General features: G+C 40.9%; 21 protein-coding genes. 17 read left to right on the forward strand and 4 right to left on the reverse strand.

What is annotated here, in order from left to right; translation table 11 throughout:
• Nucleotides 1–162 precede the first annotated feature (162 nt).
• The 3 genes from hslV (at nt 163) to KCG35_RS00790 (ending at nt 2,725) form a co-directional block, all read left to right on the forward strand.
• Nucleotides 163–705 (forward strand): ATP-dependent protease subunit HslV, encoded by a 543-nt coding sequence (gene hslV, locus KCG35_RS00780; RefSeq protein ID WP_230408929.1) that lies wholly within the window; start codon nt 163–165, stop codon nt 703–705.
• A gap of 76 nt (nt 706–781) precedes the next feature.
• Entirely contained in the window at nt 782–2,122 is a 1,341-nt protein-coding gene (gene hslU, locus KCG35_RS00785; protein ID WP_215817751.1) for an ATP-dependent protease ATPase subunit HslU, read from the forward strand.
• A gap of 216 nt (nt 2,123–2,338) precedes the next feature.
• Nucleotides 2,339–2,725, forward strand: coding sequence for a gamma-butyrobetaine hydroxylase family protein (locus tag KCG35_RS00790; RefSeq protein WP_215817752.1), 387 nt, complete (start codon nt 2,339–2,341; stop codon nt 2,723–2,725).
• On the opposite strand, the gene KCG35_RS00795 is transcribed toward KCG35_RS00790, so the two are convergent.
• Nucleotides 2,709–2,861, reverse strand: coding sequence for a hypothetical protein (locus KCG35_RS00795; protein WP_215817753.1), 153 nt, complete (start codon nt 2,859–2,861; stop codon nt 2,709–2,711). The two genes, KCG35_RS00790 and KCG35_RS00795, sit on opposite strands and share 17 nt — an antisense overlap.
• 59 nt (nt 2,862–2,920) lie before the next feature.
• Here KCG35_RS00795 and ubiE point away from each other — a divergent pair, with 59 nt between their 5' ends.
• The 10 genes from ubiE (at nt 2,921) to KCG35_RS00845 (ending at nt 9,595) form a co-directional block, all read left to right on the forward strand.
• Nucleotides 2,921–3,694 carry a bifunctional demethylmenaquinone methyltransferase/2-methoxy-6-polyprenyl-1,4-benzoquinol methylase UbiE gene (gene ubiE, locus KCG35_RS00800; RefSeq protein ID WP_215817754.1) on the forward strand — a complete coding sequence of 258 codons (774 nt, stop codon included), beginning with the start codon at nt 2,921–2,923 and terminating at the stop codon, nt 3,692–3,694.
• A gap of 141 nt (nt 3,695–3,835) precedes the next feature.
• Nucleotides 3,836–4,471: a ubiquinone biosynthesis accessory factor UbiJ gene (locus KCG35_RS00805; protein WP_215817755.1), complete on the forward strand. Its 636-nt coding sequence runs from the start codon at nt 3,836–3,838 to the stop codon at nt 4,469–4,471.
• Between the two features lie 2 nt (nt 4,472–4,473).
• Nucleotides 4,474–6,099 carry a ubiquinone biosynthesis regulatory protein kinase UbiB gene (gene ubiB, locus KCG35_RS00810; RefSeq protein ID WP_215817756.1) on the forward strand — a complete coding sequence of 542 codons (1,626 nt, stop codon included), beginning with the start codon at nt 4,474–4,476 and terminating at the stop codon, nt 6,097–6,099.
• A 7-nt stretch (nt 6,100–6,106) separates the two neighbouring features.
• The gene (gene hisI, locus KCG35_RS00815; protein WP_215817757.1) at nt 6,107–6,523 is read left to right on the forward strand and encodes a phosphoribosyl-AMP cyclohydrolase; all 417 of its coding nucleotides are present in this window, start codon (nt 6,107–6,109) and stop codon (nt 6,521–6,523) included.
• A 95-nt stretch (nt 6,524–6,618) separates the two neighbouring features.
• A complete protein-coding gene (locus tag KCG35_RS00820; RefSeq protein ID WP_215817758.1) occupies nt 6,619–6,957 on the forward strand; it encodes a phosphoribosyl-ATP diphosphatase in 339 nt (112 codons plus the stop codon).
• The gene (locus KCG35_RS00825) at nt 6,954–7,289 is read left to right on the forward strand and encodes a histidine triad nucleotide-binding protein (protein WP_215817759.1); all 336 of its coding nucleotides are present in this window, start codon (nt 6,954–6,956) and stop codon (nt 7,287–7,289) included. Before KCG35_RS00820 ends, KCG35_RS00825 begins: the two co-directional genes overlap by 4 nt.
• A 45-nt stretch (nt 7,290–7,334) precedes the next feature.
• Nucleotides 7,335–7,592, forward strand: a complete 258-nt coding sequence (tatA, locus tag KCG35_RS00830; protein ID WP_215817760.1) for a twin-arginine translocase TatA/TatE family subunit — start codon at nt 7,335–7,337, stop codon at nt 7,590–7,592.
• A gap of 28 nt (nt 7,593–7,620) precedes the next feature.
• On the forward strand, nt 7,621–8,061 hold the full coding sequence (gene tatB, locus KCG35_RS00835; protein WP_215817761.1) for a Sec-independent protein translocase protein TatB: 441 nt from the start codon (nt 7,621–7,623) through the stop codon (nt 8,059–8,061).
• Nucleotides 8,062–8,087: 26 nt separating this feature from the next.
• Nucleotides 8,088–8,861 carry a twin-arginine translocase subunit TatC gene (tatC, locus tag KCG35_RS00840; RefSeq protein ID WP_215817762.1) on the forward strand — a complete coding sequence of 258 codons (774 nt, stop codon included), beginning with the start codon at nt 8,088–8,090 and terminating at the stop codon, nt 8,859–8,861.
• Nucleotides 8,862–8,878: 17 nt separating this feature from the next.
• A complete protein-coding gene (locus KCG35_RS00845; RefSeq protein WP_215817763.1) occupies nt 8,879–9,595 on the forward strand; it encodes a 16S rRNA (uracil(1498)-N(3))-methyltransferase in 717 nt (238 codons plus the stop codon).
• A 76-nt stretch (nt 9,596–9,671) separates the two neighbouring features.
• Here the strand turns inward: KCG35_RS00845 and dtd are convergent, their stop codons facing one another.
• Complete coding sequence (dtd, locus tag KCG35_RS00850) at nt 9,672–10,109, reverse strand: D-aminoacyl-tRNA deacylase (RefSeq protein ID WP_215817764.1); 438 nt, start codon at nt 10,107–10,109, stop codon at nt 9,672–9,674.
• 78 nt (nt 10,110–10,187) lie between these two features.
• Entirely contained in the window at nt 10,188–11,156 is a 969-nt protein-coding gene (gene pip / locus KCG35_RS00855) for a prolyl aminopeptidase (protein WP_215817765.1), read from the reverse strand.
• A gap of 217 nt (nt 11,157–11,373) precedes the next feature.
• On the opposite strand from pip, the gene KCG35_RS00860 reads away from it, so the two are divergent.
• The 4 genes from KCG35_RS00860 (at nt 11,374) to KCG35_RS00875 (ending at nt 14,697) form a co-directional block, all read left to right on the forward strand.
• Nucleotides 11,374–11,829, forward strand: coding sequence for a hypothetical protein (locus tag KCG35_RS00860; RefSeq protein ID WP_215817766.1), 456 nt, complete (start codon nt 11,374–11,376; stop codon nt 11,827–11,829).
• A gap of 96 nt (nt 11,830–11,925) precedes the next feature.
• Nucleotides 11,926–12,648: a S8 family peptidase gene (locus tag KCG35_RS00865; RefSeq protein WP_215817767.1), complete on the forward strand. Its 723-nt coding sequence runs from the start codon at nt 11,926–11,928 to the stop codon at nt 12,646–12,648.
• Nucleotides 12,649–12,859: 211 nt separating this feature from the next.
• Complete coding sequence (locus tag KCG35_RS00870; protein WP_215817768.1) at nt 12,860–14,026, forward strand: hypothetical protein; 1,167 nt, start codon at nt 12,860–12,862, stop codon at nt 14,024–14,026.
• A 245-nt stretch (nt 14,027–14,271) separates the two neighbouring features.
• A complete protein-coding gene (locus KCG35_RS00875) occupies nt 14,272–14,697 on the forward strand; it encodes a hypothetical protein (RefSeq protein WP_215817769.1) in 426 nt (141 codons plus the stop codon).
• Nucleotides 14,698–14,739: 42 nt separating this feature from the next.
• On the opposite strand, the gene KCG35_RS00880 is transcribed toward KCG35_RS00875, so the two are convergent.
• Nucleotides 14,740–15,054, reverse strand: coding sequence for a UCP032817 domain-containing protein (locus tag KCG35_RS00880; protein WP_215817770.1), 315 nt, complete (start codon nt 15,052–15,054; stop codon nt 14,740–14,742).
• Nucleotides 15,055–15,140 lie beyond the last annotated feature (86 nt).

The raw sequence follows: 15,140 nt of genomic DNA on the forward strand, positions 1-15,140 counted from the left end.
CCACTATGACGCACTGAACCAACCGAACTCACCAGCTCAATTTGGGTGCAGAAAAGCGTAGCCAGTATTGTCTTTTTATATACACAGCGGGTTAGACAATGTTTCGGCAAACTGAATATGTTCAGACAGCGTTATTTCCAAGCAAGATCAGAGGAGTTCACATTGGAACAGTATCGAGGCACAACCATCCTGTCTGTACGTCGTAACGGTAAAGTCGTTATTGGTGGTGACGGCCAAGTGACACTGGGTAACACCGTCTTAAAGGGAAATGCTCGCAAAGTAAGACGGTTATACAATGGCAACGTGATTGCCGGTTTCGCAGGTGGAACTGCTGACGCATTCACCTTGTTTGAACGTTTTGAAGCACAACTGGAAAAACACCAGGGTCACTTAGTGCGAGCGGCAGTCGAACTAGCAAAAGACTGGCGTACAGACCGTGCCCTTAGACGCTTGGAAGCCTTATTGGCAGTTGCAGACTCAAAAGCCTCGCTCATTATCACAGGTAACGGTGATGTTGTTGAGCCTGAAAACGGGTTAATTGCCATTGGCTCAGGAGGTCCATTTGCACAATCTGCTGCTCGAGCCCTGCTAGAAAGCACTGAATTACCCGCTCGCGATATTGTTGAAAAAGGCCTGGAGATTGCTGGAGATATTTGTATCTACACCAACCACAATCGCACCATTGAAGAGCTTGATTGTGAGTAAGCGCTGAGCCAGGACACAAGAGCACGACACGTCGTATTGTGAGTAAGATTTACCTTTTAGATATCACAGGTTTACCATGTCAAATATGACTCCACGGGAAATTGTTCACGAGCTGGACAAACATATCATTGGCCAGGCTGAAGCAAAAAGAGCTGTCGCGATCGCTTTACGTAACCGCTGGCGTAGAATGCAGGTCAATGCTGATCTGCGTAATGAAATAACCCCTAAAAATATCTTAATGATTGGCCCAACAGGCGTGGGTAAAACTGAAATTGCCCGTCGCCTAGCTAAACTGGCGAATGCCCCCTTTATCAAAGTTGAAGCAACAAAGTTCACTGAAGTGGGTTATGTAGGACGCGATGTTGAGTCAATCATTCGCGATCTGGTAGACGCAGCTATTAAGATGAAGCGTGAGCAGGCCATGGAGCGTGTAAAACATCTTGCAATAGATGCTGCCGAAGAACGTATTTTGGATGCATTACTACCTCCAGCTCGTAGCTTTGAAGACAGCGCTCAAGAGCGTGAAAGTTCAAGCACTCGACAAGTCTTCCGTAAAAAATTACGAGAAGGCGAGCTTGATGACAAAGAAATTGAGATTGAAGTCAAAGACTCTCCTGTAGGCGTGGAAATTATGGCTCCTCCAGGCATGGAAGAAATGACAAGCCAGCTGCAAAATATTTTTTCCAATATGTCCTCAAACAAGAAAAAAGCACGCAAGCTAAAAATAAAAGATGCATTCAAGCTAGTTCAGGATGAGGAAGCAGCCAAGCTGGTTAATGAAGATGAGCTCAAAGCAAGCGCCATTGAGTCGGTCGAACAAAACGGCATTGTCTTTCTTGATGAAATTGACAAGGTTGCCAAACGCTCGGCAGGCAGCAATGCCGATGTGTCTCGTGAAGGTGTACAGCGCGACTTGTTACCTTTAATCGAAGGCTGCACTATCAACACTAAATTTGGCATGATCAAAACAGATCACATACTTTTTATTGCCTCAGGTGCATTCCACTTGTCCAAGCCTTCAGACTTAATTCCTGAGTTACAAGGACGCCTACCCATTCGTGTTGAGCTTAATGCGCTGACAGTTCAAGATTTTGAGCGTATTTTGACAGAGCCTGATGCGTCTCTCACAGAGCAATATCAAGCACTGATTGCAACTGAAAATTTGAATGTTGAATTCAAGACAGATGCAATCACACGTATTGCGGAAGTGGCATGGCAAGTCAACGAAAGTACTGAAAACATTGGTGCTCGTCGCCTACATACCGTGATGGAACGGCTATTAGAAGAAATTTCTTTCAGCGCCGCTGACTTAAGCACAGAGTACAATGATAAACCACTTACAATTGATGCTACCTATGTTGATGAGCATTTAGGCAAGCTGGCTCAAGATGAAGACTTGAGTCGCTACATTTTATAGTGACTTAACGAAATCACACTTAATGTTGTGTCTGAATGAGCTTTATCACCTTAAGCTCATTCAGCTGCTTTATGATTTATTTTTATTCTCAAAAAACTCCCTTCCACTACAACTATTATAGGCTTTCCAGCTAAAACCTCTCTCCCAATCTGCCTAAGAGTAGTCTACAATCAACGCGAGCTATCATCTGAAATAATCACGATCACCAGCAACACTATGAATATACCTTTGCTGACCGATATCAAACTCCACAAGAAATCGCGTAAAGTAAGCCTCACATACAACAATGGTGAACGGTTTGAATTACCCTGTGAATTATTAAGAGTATTATCTCCCTCAGCGGAAGTTCGTGGTCATGGTCAAGGCCAAGCTGTGTTGCAAACAGGAAAGCGTTTAGTAAACATACAACAGATTGAGCCTATTGGTCATTATGCGTTAAAAATCACCTTTGATGATGGACATGATAGCGGACTATTTACCTGGGACTATTTGTACGACTTATGTTGTCATCAGCAGCAGTACTGGGATGAATATCTGCAACAGCTTCACCAAGATGGAGCAAGCAGAGACCCTGACATTAGTGTTGTTAAATTAATTGAGTAAAGGCTGATTTTCCATGCTCTATGCCCAATACAAATGTTTTTTCGGTGTAGCCATCGAGCGATGATAACAAAGGCAAAAAGTCATTTGTGAAGGGTGTATTTGTGACCATCGTTACATGGATAAGCATCTTTCTCATAGGAAATATCCTACCTTCACTCAAAAATTATTTTACTTTTTCCATAGCTAGAGGCGCGTATGTCTGGAAATAATAAGCCATCAGATGGTCAGCAGAACACGACCCATTTTGGATACCAACAAGTTAAAGATAGTGAAAAAGCCAAGTTAGTTGCTGATGTTTTCCACTCTGTAGCGCCAAAGTATGATCTGATGAATGATCTTATGTCGATGGGCATTCATCGAATTTGGAAACGCTTTACCATTGAGCTTAGCGGTGTTCGCACAGGCAATAAAGTATTAGATATTGCTGGGGGTACTGGTGATCTTACTCTTAAATTTGCCAACCTCGTGGGAGTGGATGGTCAGGTCGTCCTTGCAGACATTAACGACTCAATGCTGAAAGTGGGTCGTGACCGATTAATTGATCGAGGTGTTTGCGGTAATGTTGAGTATGTACAAGCTGATGCCGAAAAACTGCCCTTTGCGGATAACACCTTTGATTGTATTACCATTGCTTTTGGTTTACGTAATGTGACTCATAAAGAAGAAGCGCTAAAATCCATGCATAGGGTATTAAAGCCTGGCGGGCGCTTACTGATCCTTGAGTTCTCCAAAACCAATAACCCTATAATGAGTAAGATGTATGATACCTACTCATTTACGGTACTGCCTTTGCTGGGTAAGTTAATCACCAGAGACAGTGACAGCTATCGCTACCTTGCAGAATCTATCCGCATGCACCCTGATCAGGAAACATTAGAACAAATGATGAAGGATGCTGGGTTTGTTCGCACTAGCTATCACAATATGACAGGAGGCATAGTCGCACTGCATAAAGGAACAAAACCATAGTGTTATGCTTTTTTTAAATTTATAAAATCAACTTGAGCTACTGCTCCGTGTTTAATTAGTACGCATTTATCACGCGAGCACTTTTACCCTGACTAGTACATTTACAATAAATAGGTTGCGAAGTAGAAGGGAGTCAGAAGTATGAGCATTACTGTTAATACAGCCTTGTATGCTGCCATGGAAAAGGTGGTAAACGAGTTACTGGCGCTTGATCCACTAACTCAGCAGCGCCTTGCACACTTTAGTGGTGAAACACTGTGCATCCAAAGTACACAACCCAAATTAACCTTTTATATATCATTTACACTGCAGGGCATTAGCCTACATAGTCATCACGAAATTAACCTTACTGCCTGCATCACTGGTGAAGGTATTCATTTACTACGCCTCCTACTCCACAAATCAACGGCAGATAACACGCTACATGAGCGCTTACAGTTAGCTGGCAACACTGACTTTATCATGGCTGTTCACCATGTGATTCAAGAAAGTGAGCTTGACTGGGAAGCCCTGATTGCCAAGCTAACAGGTCCGCTTTTAGCACATAAAGTTACTAATGGTTTGAAAAGTGGCCTGCATTGGTTGCAATATACTCGGCTAACATTACAGCAAAATATCACTGAATATTTACAAGAAGAGCTGAAAGAACTCCCACCTCGTAATGCTGTAGAGATATTTCAAGAAGACCTGGCTCAACTGCAATCAGATACAGAGCAACTTGAATGCCGGCTTGCTCGCCTCCAGAAACCATTTAAAAACGCGCCGCAACAGGACTAGCCGTGGTTCAAATTCCCCGCCTGCTAAAAATCATTTATGTTACTGCTAAGTATCGTTTAGATAATCTGATAGACGATGCCCCACTGCCCTTTTACCTGCGATTGGCGTTTTGGTGCTTACCATGGCGATGGTTCGTCCGAAATCAACACCCACGAGCAGAGCGTTTACGCTTGGCCTTGGAAGAGCTAGGTCCTATTTTCGTCAAATTTGGTCAGCTATTATCCACTCGCCGAGACTTACTCCCAGATGACGTTGCTCAAGAGCTGCAAAAGCTTCAGGACCAAGTCCCCCCCTTTCCTAGCGAAAATGCTATTAAAATTATTGAAGCAAGCCTACAGCGACCTGTTTCAGAGGTGTTTACCTCGTTCTCTGCAGCACCTATGGCTTCAGCTTCTGTGGCTCAGGTACATGCTGCAGAATTACCTGATGGCCAGCAGGTTGTTGTAAAAGTCATTCGCCCTGGAATCAACAAGGTTATACGACAAGATATTGCCTTACTTTATCTGTTAGCACGTATTATTGTTTTAGTCTCTCGTGAAGGCCGACGACTTCGCCCTTTGGAAGTTGTGCAAGACTATGAAAACACAATTTTTGATGAGTTAGACCTACAACGTGAAGCAGCTAACGCCTCCCAACTCCGCCGCAACTTTACCGACTCAGACAAGCTCTATGTACCACAAGTGTACTGGGATTTTACGTCTACCCAGGTCATGGTAATGGAGCGAATTCATGGCATCCCTGTTGCGAATGTCGAAGCCTTATTAGCGCAAGGCACTAATATGCGCAAACTGGCTGAGCGTGGTGTAGAAATTTTCTTTACCCAGGTCTTTCGGGATAGCTTCTTTCATGCTGACATGCATCCTGGCAATATCTTTGTTGCAACGGAAGACCCTAGCAACCCTTGTTATATTGCTATCGACTGTGGGATATGTGGATCACTTACACCAGAGGATCAAAGCTATCTGGCACGCAACCTGATTGCCTTTTTTAAACAGGACTATCGTATGGTTGCCCAGCTGCATATTGACTCTGGCTGGGTGCCTAAAAACACCCGAGTGAATGAGCTGGAAGCTGCAATTCGTACTGTGTGTGAGCCTGTTTTTCAAAAACCGCTGAAAGATATTTCATTTGGGCAAGTGCTATTACGGCTATTTCAAACAGCACGCCGCTTCAATATGGAAGTCCAGCCTCAGCTGGTACTGTTACAAAAAACACTGCTAAATATAGAAGGTCTAGGTCGACAGCTCTACCCTGAGCTTGATCTCTGGTCAACCGCTAAACCTTTTCTAGAACAATGGATGAAAAAGCGTATTGGTCCTATGGGTCTATTAAAATCACTGCACACAAAAGCACCTGACTTACTTGAACAAGCTCCACTACTCTCACAGACAGTAGTTAAAGCCGTTGAGGGCTATGTAGCACATCAACATCACTATCAGCAACAACTTGAAGAAGCACGGCATAAGCAACAACGTCGCAGAATTCAACAGTGGGTTGGTAGTGCGACGCTAGCGGTTGGTCTAATTGGTTTGTGGATTCCTGACTGGTATAACGTCATACTAAATGCAAGTGAAGCCCACTTAATACTTGTAGCACTGGGTGTTGTATTACTGGTTAAGCAGGACTAAAAGCAGTATGGCAAATAGAGAACACGATAGCTGGCTAAATGATATTAAATGGGATGCAAATGGGCTAATACCCGCGATTGCACAGGATGCTACGACGGATCAAATCCTCATGATGGCCTGGATGAATAAAACCTCTCTGCAACAAACTGTTGAAACGGGTGAAGCAGTCTATTGGTCCCGGTCACGCCAGAAGTTATGGCATAAAGGCGAACAATCTGGTCACACCCAACAAATTCATAGCATCTTTTTGGACTGTGATAGTGACGTCCTCATTCTGAAAGTGACCCAGCAAGGGGGCATTGCCTGCCATACAGGCCGACTAAGCTGCTTCTATCGCCAGTTGGATACGAGCCAGGAAGCACCTCAATGGCAAACCGTTGCTCCTGTTCTACAAGACCCAGAGACCATATACTCAAATAAATAGATGCTGTTCTTGAGTATTTAATTACTACTAAAAAAGCTTGCTGCGCTTACGATGAAATATTTTTTGACTAAAACCTGTTTACTAGAGTCAAACCTATGAGTGATGTATTAATAGCACTAGGCAAAGTATTAGAAGAAAGAAAAAACGCTAGTGCCGATAGCTCTTACGTTGCAAGCCTTTATGACAAAGGGCTTAATAAAATTCTGGAAAAAGTGGGCGAAGAGGCCACAGAAGTTATCATTGCCGCCAAAGACGCAGAGCAAGCACAACTAAAGGCGGATGTTGTCTATGAAACGGCTGACTTATGGTTTCACACCCTTGTCATGTTGGCTCACTTGAATATTAAACCAGAAGAAATACTACAAGAGTTAGCCAGACGTTTTTCAATATCTGGCTTAGAAGAAAAAGCTTCACGTACTGGTAATAAATCATGACTGACTGTTTATTCTGTAAAATTGTTGCGGGCGATATCAAAGCAGACATTGTCCATGAAGATGAACACTGTATTGCCTTTAAAGACATAAACCCCAAGGCTACCACTCACTTATTAGTGATCCCTCGTCAACATATTTGTAACCTTTATGATATAAAACCTGAACATGATCACCTGCTAACCCACCTTATAAAAACCATTCCACTTATTGCCAAAGCGCAAAACCTGGATAACGGCTTTAGAACGGTAACCAATACAGGTGAAGGCAGTGGCCAGGAAGTTTTCCATCTTCACTTTCATATACTAGGTGGTGGGCCACTAAATCCCTTATAATGCAGCGTCATTTTGGCTGTGGAATTTCGTTAAAAGGAGTAACACATGGGTAATATTGGTTGGGTTCAGCTGTTAATTGTTCTTGTTATTGTCTTGCTATTATTTGGCGGTAAACGCTTACGCAACTTAGGTGGTGACCTAGGATCTGCGATCAAGGGCTTTAAAAAGGCAATGGACTCTGACTCAGATGCTAATAAAGATGCTCCTCCTAACAAGCTAGAGCAACAAAACCAGCAGCAGGACAAATCCTCTGAAACAAAACAAGATACAACAAAAGAACACGATACTGTAAACAAACAGTAGTTTTGAAGTTCCACATTGAGGAAATAACGTGTTTGACATAGGCTTTGCAGAGCTTCTGCTTATTGCCATTATTGGCCTGATCGTATTAGGTCCTGAGCGACTCCCCCATGCTATTCGTACTGTCACTCTATGGGTTGGCAGGATTCGTCGTGGTTTTACAGCAATGAAATCTGAAATTGAGCGAGAAGTTGGCGCGGATGAAATTAAGCGCCAACTTCATAATGAGCGAATCATGGATGAGTTAAAGCAGGCTCAAAAAAGCTTGCAAGAAAATGTTGAGGATGTAAAACACGACTTGGATAACTCAATTCACCCGGCTCTCTCCCAGTCTTCATCTTCACAGCAACCTGTAGCTGACTCAAAGGCACCACCAACAATCAAACCTTACTCTGTTTCACAACCTGCATCTGACACAGGTAATAAAAGTGAAGTGCCAGCAGAAAAGTCAGTTCATCAGTCTGATTCCTAACCGTTCGATATAAGTTGTGACTATCCATGAGCTCGCAAAACTCAAGTACTGAAGAGACCCATAACAACGATAAAGAACAACCCTTTATTGAGCATTTAACAGAACTTCGAAGTCGCTTACTAAGAGTTTTTATTACTATTGGGGTAGCATTTGTACTCTTAATTCCCTTTGCCAACATTATTTATGAATTTATTTCATTGCCTTTAAGGGAGCTACTTCCTGAAGGTAGCACCATGATTGCGACCGAAGTAGCCTCTCCTTTATTAGCGCCTTTTAAACTCACTATCATTGCCTCAATTTTTTTAACCATCCCTTATATACTTCATCAGGCGTGGAGTTTTATCGCACCGGGCTTATATCATCATGAACGCCGGCTAGCAATTCCATTACTTGCTTCTAGTGTACTTTTATTTTACTTGGGTGTAGCTTTTGCCTATTTTGTCGTATTTCCCTTACTATTCGACTTTTTCACTAAAATAGGCCCCACTGATGTGGCAATAATGACAGATATAAACAAATATCTGGATTTTGTGCTAAAACTATTCTTGGCATTTGGCTCAGCTTTTGAAATACCTATAGCCACGGTATTACTTATTTGGTCAGGGGTTGCATCTGTTGAAAGTTTAAAAGCTAAGCGTCCTTATATTATTGTTATCTGCTTTGTTGTCGGCATGTTACTAACACCGCCAGATATAATTTCACAAAGTTTACTGGCAATTCCAATGTGGCTGTTATTTGAAAGCGGTCTTTTTTTTGGAAAAATGATTACACAACGATCATCTGAAACAACCAATCACTAAGTGATAATTATAAAAATATGAATTTAATACTACTGTTTAAAGAAGACTTTATCAGTGTAAGTCATGTGAGGATTTCTGACCAAAGACACTGGCATATCCAACATATCCTGACTAAACAGATTGGTGATAAAGTTACCGTTGGTCTGCTTGGCGGTGATATCGGACAAGCTATTATTACAGAAATCAATGAACACGGTATTGAATTAGAAGTAGAACTAACATCCCCTCCTCCAGCACCTCTACCTTTAACCTTATTATTGGGCTTACCCCGCCCCAAAATGCTCAAGCGTATTTTATACTCAGTCACCACGCTGGGAATAAAAAAGATAATACTTATCAATAGTTATCGTGTTGAAAAAAGCTACTGGCAAAGCCCATGGCTTCAACCTGAAAAAATGGCACCCTTTTTACATGCCGGCTTAGAGCAAGCGAGAGATACCCATCAACCCGAAGTTATTCTTGCACGACGTTTCAAACCTTTTATTGAGGATGAGCTGCCTGCACTTTGTGCGGGTAATCAGTGCTATGTAGCACACCCTATGGCTATTTCTACTCCTCCAACTAACCTGACAACACCAAGCATTGTTGCTGTAGGTCCAGAAGGCGGATTTATTGAATACGAAGTGGAAATGCTAGCTGAAAGAGGATTTGAACCTGTTCGGTTAGGTGAACGAATATTGAGAGTAGAAACGGCCATTCCTACACTTGTTGGCCGCATGTTTAATCTAACTTAACACTTATTAGCAATTATTTTCTAATAATTTACTTTTTATTAAAGCTGTATCCTCAAAAACACGTATTGCCGTATTTTTAAAATTCCAACATGAATGTAACAGGCCCATCATTTGTTAATGATACTTGCATATCCGCAGCATATATACCTGTTGCAATTTGGGGATAACGTTGTCGCAAATAGTTAACAAAATAATCATACATTGCTTCGCCATGTTCAGGAGAAGCACCAGAGCTAAAACTAGGGCGTAAACCTTTTTTAGTATCTGCTACTAACGTAAATTGAGAAACAACTAATATTCCCCCATTAACTTGCTGCACATTTAAATTCATTTTTCCCACATCATCACTAAATAAGCGATAATGTAATACCTTTTCGGCTAGCTTTTCTGCTATGGTAGTCGTGTCCTGTTGTTCAACGCCCAATAGCACCAGAAGCCCATGATCAATGGCTCCAACTACTTGAGCATTAACATCTACCTGCGCTTGAGAAACACGCTGTAACAATGCTTTCATAACTCATCTTACTTCGTTGACTGTTTTACCCTAACTCACACTACTAGAAGAAATACAACATTTAGTGCATCTTGAGTATTACTCATTCCCCCATTCATGCTTTAACCGTTTACCAATTTCATCTGTTGCACGAATTAACGCATCAGCAATACTCGGTTCTGCAGCAGAATGTCCTGCATCACGTACAATATGTAACTCGGCAGCAGGCCAAGCTTCCTGCAGTAGTAATGCATTATCCAAGGGACAAATCATATCATAACGACCATGTACAATAATGCCGGGAATATTTGCAATTTTATCAATATCCCGCATGATTTGATCATGTTCTAAAAAACCTTTATTGGTAAAATAGTGGCACTCAATTGTTGCTAGCGACGTTGCACGATGAGGCTCAGAAAACGAATCGAGGACTTCCTGATTTGGTCTTAGCGTTGCGCAATGGCCTTCCCATACTGACCAGGCTTTTGCTGCAAACATACGAGCTAATTCATCATTACCTGTCAACTTGCGATAGTAAGCACTCAATAAGTCTTTTCGTTCTTCCAGGGGGATAGGCGCAATAAAATGTTGCCAATAGTCTGGAAAAATACGATTTGCACCTTCTTGATAAAGCCAGCGAATATCTATTTCTCGGCACAAGAATACTCCACGCAGAACCATCGCCATCACATTAGACGGATACTGTTGTGCATAAAGTAATGCAAGTGTTGACCCCCAAGACCCCCCAAAAAGCACCCACCGGTCAATATTTAAAAACTTACGTATCGCTTCAATATCTTCAATTAAAGCTTGAGTATTATTAGCCGTCAGTTCTGCATGAGGTATTGACCGTCCACATCCCCGTTGATCAAATAAGACAACACGATAAGTTTGAGGATCAAAAAAACGTCGGCTATGTTTATCACATGCGGCCCCAGGACCTCCGTGTAAATACAAAACCGGGATACCATCAGCATTACCACTTTCTTCAAGATAGAGTTGGTGTGGTTCATCTACTTGCAATGTATGACGAGCATAAGGCTTAATTGCAGGATAGAGTGTATACATAGTTTTTCCTTTACCCAGGCCTGACCTCTATATGATATACCCTTCACGAAATGTCTTTAGAAAAAGGTGTGACCAATACAGTCGATGGCTAAGCTTTCACTTATATAGACTTATGCACCAACTCGTTTAACCTATTCTCACACGCTAACTAAACGTTTACCTCAGGTTGCTTGCTGACACTTCTACTAAAATTCGCTTTGAGTATAACGAAACCGCTATGAATAGAAAAAGTACCCTTTTTTCACAACTAATAAAAGCATTACTCGCATTAAGTATCAGTATTCTTTTAAGTGCATGCAGCTCCTCCCCAGATGAAGAACTTATTGCTGATGCTATTAGCGATATTCAAGAAGGACTGGAAACCAAGAATAGCAAAATAGTCCTCAATACGCTTAGTGATGACTTTATAACAAATAAGAACCAGGATAAAACATGGGTAAAACGCATAATGGCGCTTTATTTTCTTCGTCATAAAAGTATCACTATTCTAATCACTCAATCAGATACACAAATTAATAAACAGCACCCAAACGAAGCTAACACTGAAGCTACCGTAGTACTTACTGGTCAAGCAGGATGGATACCTGAATCAGGAAAAATTTACCATGTGATAGGTCGCTGGAAAAAAAATGACGATCAATGGCTATTAACCTATCTGGATATCAAGGACTAGACAAAACATTCTTTGTATCCACTCGCAGGCACCTTGATTTAGCAAGTATTTGAGCTATAGAGTTAGTGTAGAAAACTCAAATAGTATATCTGTCTAATGCACATTCCACTGCCAATCAACCAACAAATAAATGAGAAATACTGCTTATTACCTAAATTATCCACTGAACAGCAAGAGAGAATACACAGCAAAGATCACATTGTTTTATTAGATACAGGCATCCATGCAACCCACCCAGCCTTTAAAAGCAGCCAACTGACTTTAATAGACTTCACTTATCCACAAGGTCATTGTCAAGATGATATAGGACACGGTACACATAGTGCGGGCATTTTAGTAGGTCATGATAAGGCTGGCTTTCATGGGTTAATTCCTGATAAACCACTGATCATGGCAAAAGTCATGGGTAGGCACTTATCCAAACAACAAAAAATTAAAGCTATTTTGCAAGCATTAACATGGTGTCTTCAGCATGCCAGTCTCATTATTATGCCTTTAGGCTCAATGGCTAATCACTCCAAAATAGCTCATGTTGTGAAACAATTAAGTCTACGCAGTATTCCCATTTTTGCAGCGGCAGGCAATTATGGTCGTGACAAGCTTTTGTTTCCCGCAATACTTCCAGATGTTTTTGCAATATCAGCGTGTGATAATCAAGGAAAAGTACTACCTGAATGTTATCAAGCAGAAAGTGACCATTACGTAGTTCCTGGACATAATATTGAATCCACAAGCTTATCTCACTGGCATATTCATTCTGGTAGTTCCCAGGCTTGTGTTATTGCTGCAGGATTGACAATTCACAATTATTTAAAATAAATAATTTTTTTGCACTTTTCATCTTTAGTGCTAAAAATAATGCAAACACTGCTATTGCATATATTTTTAAAATTAAAAAATTTTGTGACTTTGCCGTTCTGAAGTTACAACTAACAGTAAACAAACACTCTTAATTAACTCGTTTATTAAACAAAAAACCCTTTAAGTATGTTGCTAGGGTATCAATTAACATAAGGACAGTGAGGATAATATGAAGCTGGAGCCAATCATTAATGACAATATTACACTTGCTAATAGCGAAATTAAGAAGATTGTTGAGCGTGTAATAAATAGCGCAAAAATTGCCGCCGAAAAAGTTGCGGTAGAAGAAAACTTTCATCCACTGGAACGTAGCTTTGAAGATATTTTTAAATCGCGCTTTGGCGAGTATTCAAAAGACAAGCAGGAAACAATTAGGCGCAGTCTAAAACCTATTTACACTGCAGATAAAGCTATTAGAACACGTTTATATGGTGATCTAGGTGCAATTGATGTAAAAGCGATGGAAAGTGTTGAGCATGAAGTTACAAAACTACCTAAGCTAAAAATCGATCCTCGCTTACTTGGAATTTGGACGCCTTCACCTGCTTCTGACATTAGTCAACCTGAAGTAGAACGTATGCGTTCAACACAACCTCAAATTCTCAATAGTCATAATATTTTAACTTCAGATGCCTTGTTAGGTGGTGGTCGTGTATTCACTGATTTACAAGGTGAGTTTGATCATGATGATTTTGAGCCTCAGGCTGTTACAGACAAACTTGCACTTTATGTACGTCGTGTTAAGTGTGTTGATGAAACAAATCCCGAATGGTGGGGTTCAGATGAAGTTTCTGTTGCGGGAACATCTGTTGATGAAACAGGTGATACCAAAAAAATAAATGAGCACTTTGTCGGTGGTGGCTTTGATGATGGTGATAGCCGCTGGTATAACCCTAACTGGCGTTTCCACTGGTTCAGTATGCGTGAAGGTGACAGCTGGCCAAAATCCTATTACATCACTATGATTCTTGCTGAAAAAGATAATGGTGGTTTGGCTGCTTTCTTACAAAAACTGTGGGAAAAAGTTGAGTCTCAAGTGAAAGATGCTGTTGCTGCTTATGTTGGCGGTTTGATTGGTTCCAGTTTTGGTCCATTAGGAACACTCATTGGTGCAGCCGTTGGTTATGCCGTGGCTAAAATCGTTGACTGGTTTATTGAGGCTTGGAATGATGACATATTCCCACCCAGAACCGTCAGCTGTACTGTTCCTTCTTTTGGTGCTCGCTGGACAATCAGTGGTGTTTGGGGTTCGACCACATCAGGTATTCGTCGTAGCCATTTCTATGGACACGGTGGTCACTATTATATTGAATATTACTGGAAACTTTACGCATAATACTAAGTAGATATATACTAAAAATAAAGGGTGATATCACAGAAAGCCTACCTTAATGGTAGGCTTTTATTTTTTAATCTACCTTATTATTACCCTCAACTCCGCCATTCTTTTAATTATATAAAACTGGAATTTACACGGAGTGGCTTAACGCTAACGCATCAAGTATTGTGATATTCAATAAGATGGAAAACTCAACTATTATAAATACAAAGAAGGGTTATTGTATCAAGGAAGGTACTACAATGAATAAGTTAAGGTTTCCCTTAGTAAAATGTCTCAATTTTTTTTCAACTATACTACCGTTATCTTTATTGGCTTTTAATATTCAAGCTGCGTGTACAAATATTGACTGTGCCAATATCAGTGATACAACCTGGACATTTATACAAAGCACTTATTGTAATAATCCATGTGTTGCCAATGTTAACAGCACATTCGATAGCACTCACTGTGCATCAAAACAAACCATGATAGATCTTTGTAATGCAATTATCGCCGACTCTAGCTGCTCTGAGACTTCTTTACGTGGAGGAAGAATACTCGGCTCAGCTACAATCACTAATGACTTAGGAAGCCTTGCCAATAATAATTGTGCAGCAACTAAAAAAGGAAGTATCTTATACAACTCTGTAGTCAACCAAGTAATTACGATGTTTCCTGGACCTTAATATTGATCATACCTTATGGTGTGCTATTTACGAACGGACCTACTAGAGAGATAGTAGGTCAACTTTGAACATGCTAAAACATTTAATCTCCTCCTCTACATCAACCACTTGTGAAGGCATGGCAACCATTTGACTATTAGCTTTATGGCACATCCAAAAGTAATCCCTTAATCCTTCAAAAACGAGCCTTAATTGCTCTCTATCAAGTTGAGGATACTTTTTACTCATTTTTATTTTAAGTACCTGTTGAAATCGGTAGCGCTCAATAAAATTTAGCTGTTGAACTTTCTTCAACTTATGATTAATAACAAAAAAAATAACAACGACTGCAATTACACCTATAGCAAAAATTTCCATAAGCTAACCACTTGCCCAAGCTTCACCAGCACAACCAATAACATTATCGATAACCTTTTATGATTAACCATAACTCGTCAAGTTTA

This window comes from Zooshikella harenae, from assembly GCF_018837975.1.
Taxonomy (GTDB): domain Bacteria; phylum Pseudomonadota; class Gammaproteobacteria; order Pseudomonadales; family Zooshikellaceae; genus Zooshikella; species Zooshikella harenae.

Bases quoted from the DNA above. Each gene is read 5' to 3' on its own strand.
- KCG35_RS00865 (WP_215817767.1), top strand. From the start codon at position 11,926: ATGCACATTCCACTGCCAATCAACCAACAAATAAATGAGAAATACTGC.
- KCG35_RS00790 (WP_215817752.1), top strand. From the start codon at position 2,339: ATGAATATACCTTTGCTGACCGATATCAAACTCCACAAGAAATCGCGT.
- KCG35_RS00795 (WP_215817753.1), bottom strand. From the start codon at position 2,861: ATGAGAAAGATGCTTATCCATGTAACGATGGTCACAAATACACCCTTC.
- KCG35_RS00820 (WP_215817758.1), top strand. From the start codon at position 6,619: ATGAGTGATGTATTAATAGCACTAGGCAAAGTATTAGAAGAAAGAAAA.
- KCG35_RS00825 (WP_215817759.1), top strand. From the start codon at position 6,954: ATGACTGACTGTTTATTCTGTAAAATTGTTGCGGGCGATATCAAAGCA.
- KCG35_RS00870 (WP_215817768.1), top strand. From the start codon at position 12,860: ATGAAGCTGGAGCCAATCATTAATGACAATATTACACTTGCTAATAGC.
- KCG35_RS00875 (WP_215817769.1), top strand. From the start codon at position 14,272: ATGAATAAGTTAAGGTTTCCCTTAGTAAAATGTCTCAATTTTTTTTCA.
- KCG35_RS00805 (WP_215817755.1), top strand. From the start codon at position 3,836: ATGAGCATTACTGTTAATACAGCCTTGTATGCTGCCATGGAAAAGGTG.
- KCG35_RS00860 (WP_215817766.1), top strand. From the start codon at position 11,374: ATGAATAGAAAAAGTACCCTTTTTTCACAACTAATAAAAGCATTACTC.
- KCG35_RS00880 (WP_215817770.1), bottom strand. From the start codon at position 15,054: ATGGAAATTTTTGCTATAGGTGTAATTGCAGTCGTTGTTATTTTTTTT.
- hisI (WP_215817757.1), top strand. From the start codon at position 6,107: ATGGCAAATAGAGAACACGATAGCTGGCTAAATGATATTAAATGGGAT.
- KCG35_RS00845 (WP_215817763.1), top strand. From the start codon at position 8,879: ATGAATTTAATACTACTGTTTAAAGAAGACTTTATCAGTGTAAGTCAT.
- hslU (WP_215817751.1), top strand. From the start codon at position 782: ATGTCAAATATGACTCCACGGGAAATTGTTCACGAGCTGGACAAACAT.
- tatA (WP_215817760.1), top strand. From the start codon at position 7,335: ATGGGTAATATTGGTTGGGTTCAGCTGTTAATTGTTCTTGTTATTGTC.
- dtd (WP_215817764.1), bottom strand. From the start codon at position 10,109: ATGAAAGCATTGTTACAGCGTGTTTCTCAAGCGCAGGTAGATGTTAAT.
- tatC (WP_215817762.1), top strand. From the start codon at position 8,088: ATGAGCTCGCAAAACTCAAGTACTGAAGAGACCCATAACAACGATAAA.
- ubiE (WP_215817754.1), top strand. From the start codon at position 2,921: ATGTCTGGAAATAATAAGCCATCAGATGGTCAGCAGAACACGACCCAT.
- pip (WP_215817765.1), bottom strand. From the start codon at position 11,156: ATGTATACACTCTATCCTGCAATTAAGCCTTATGCTCGTCATACATTG.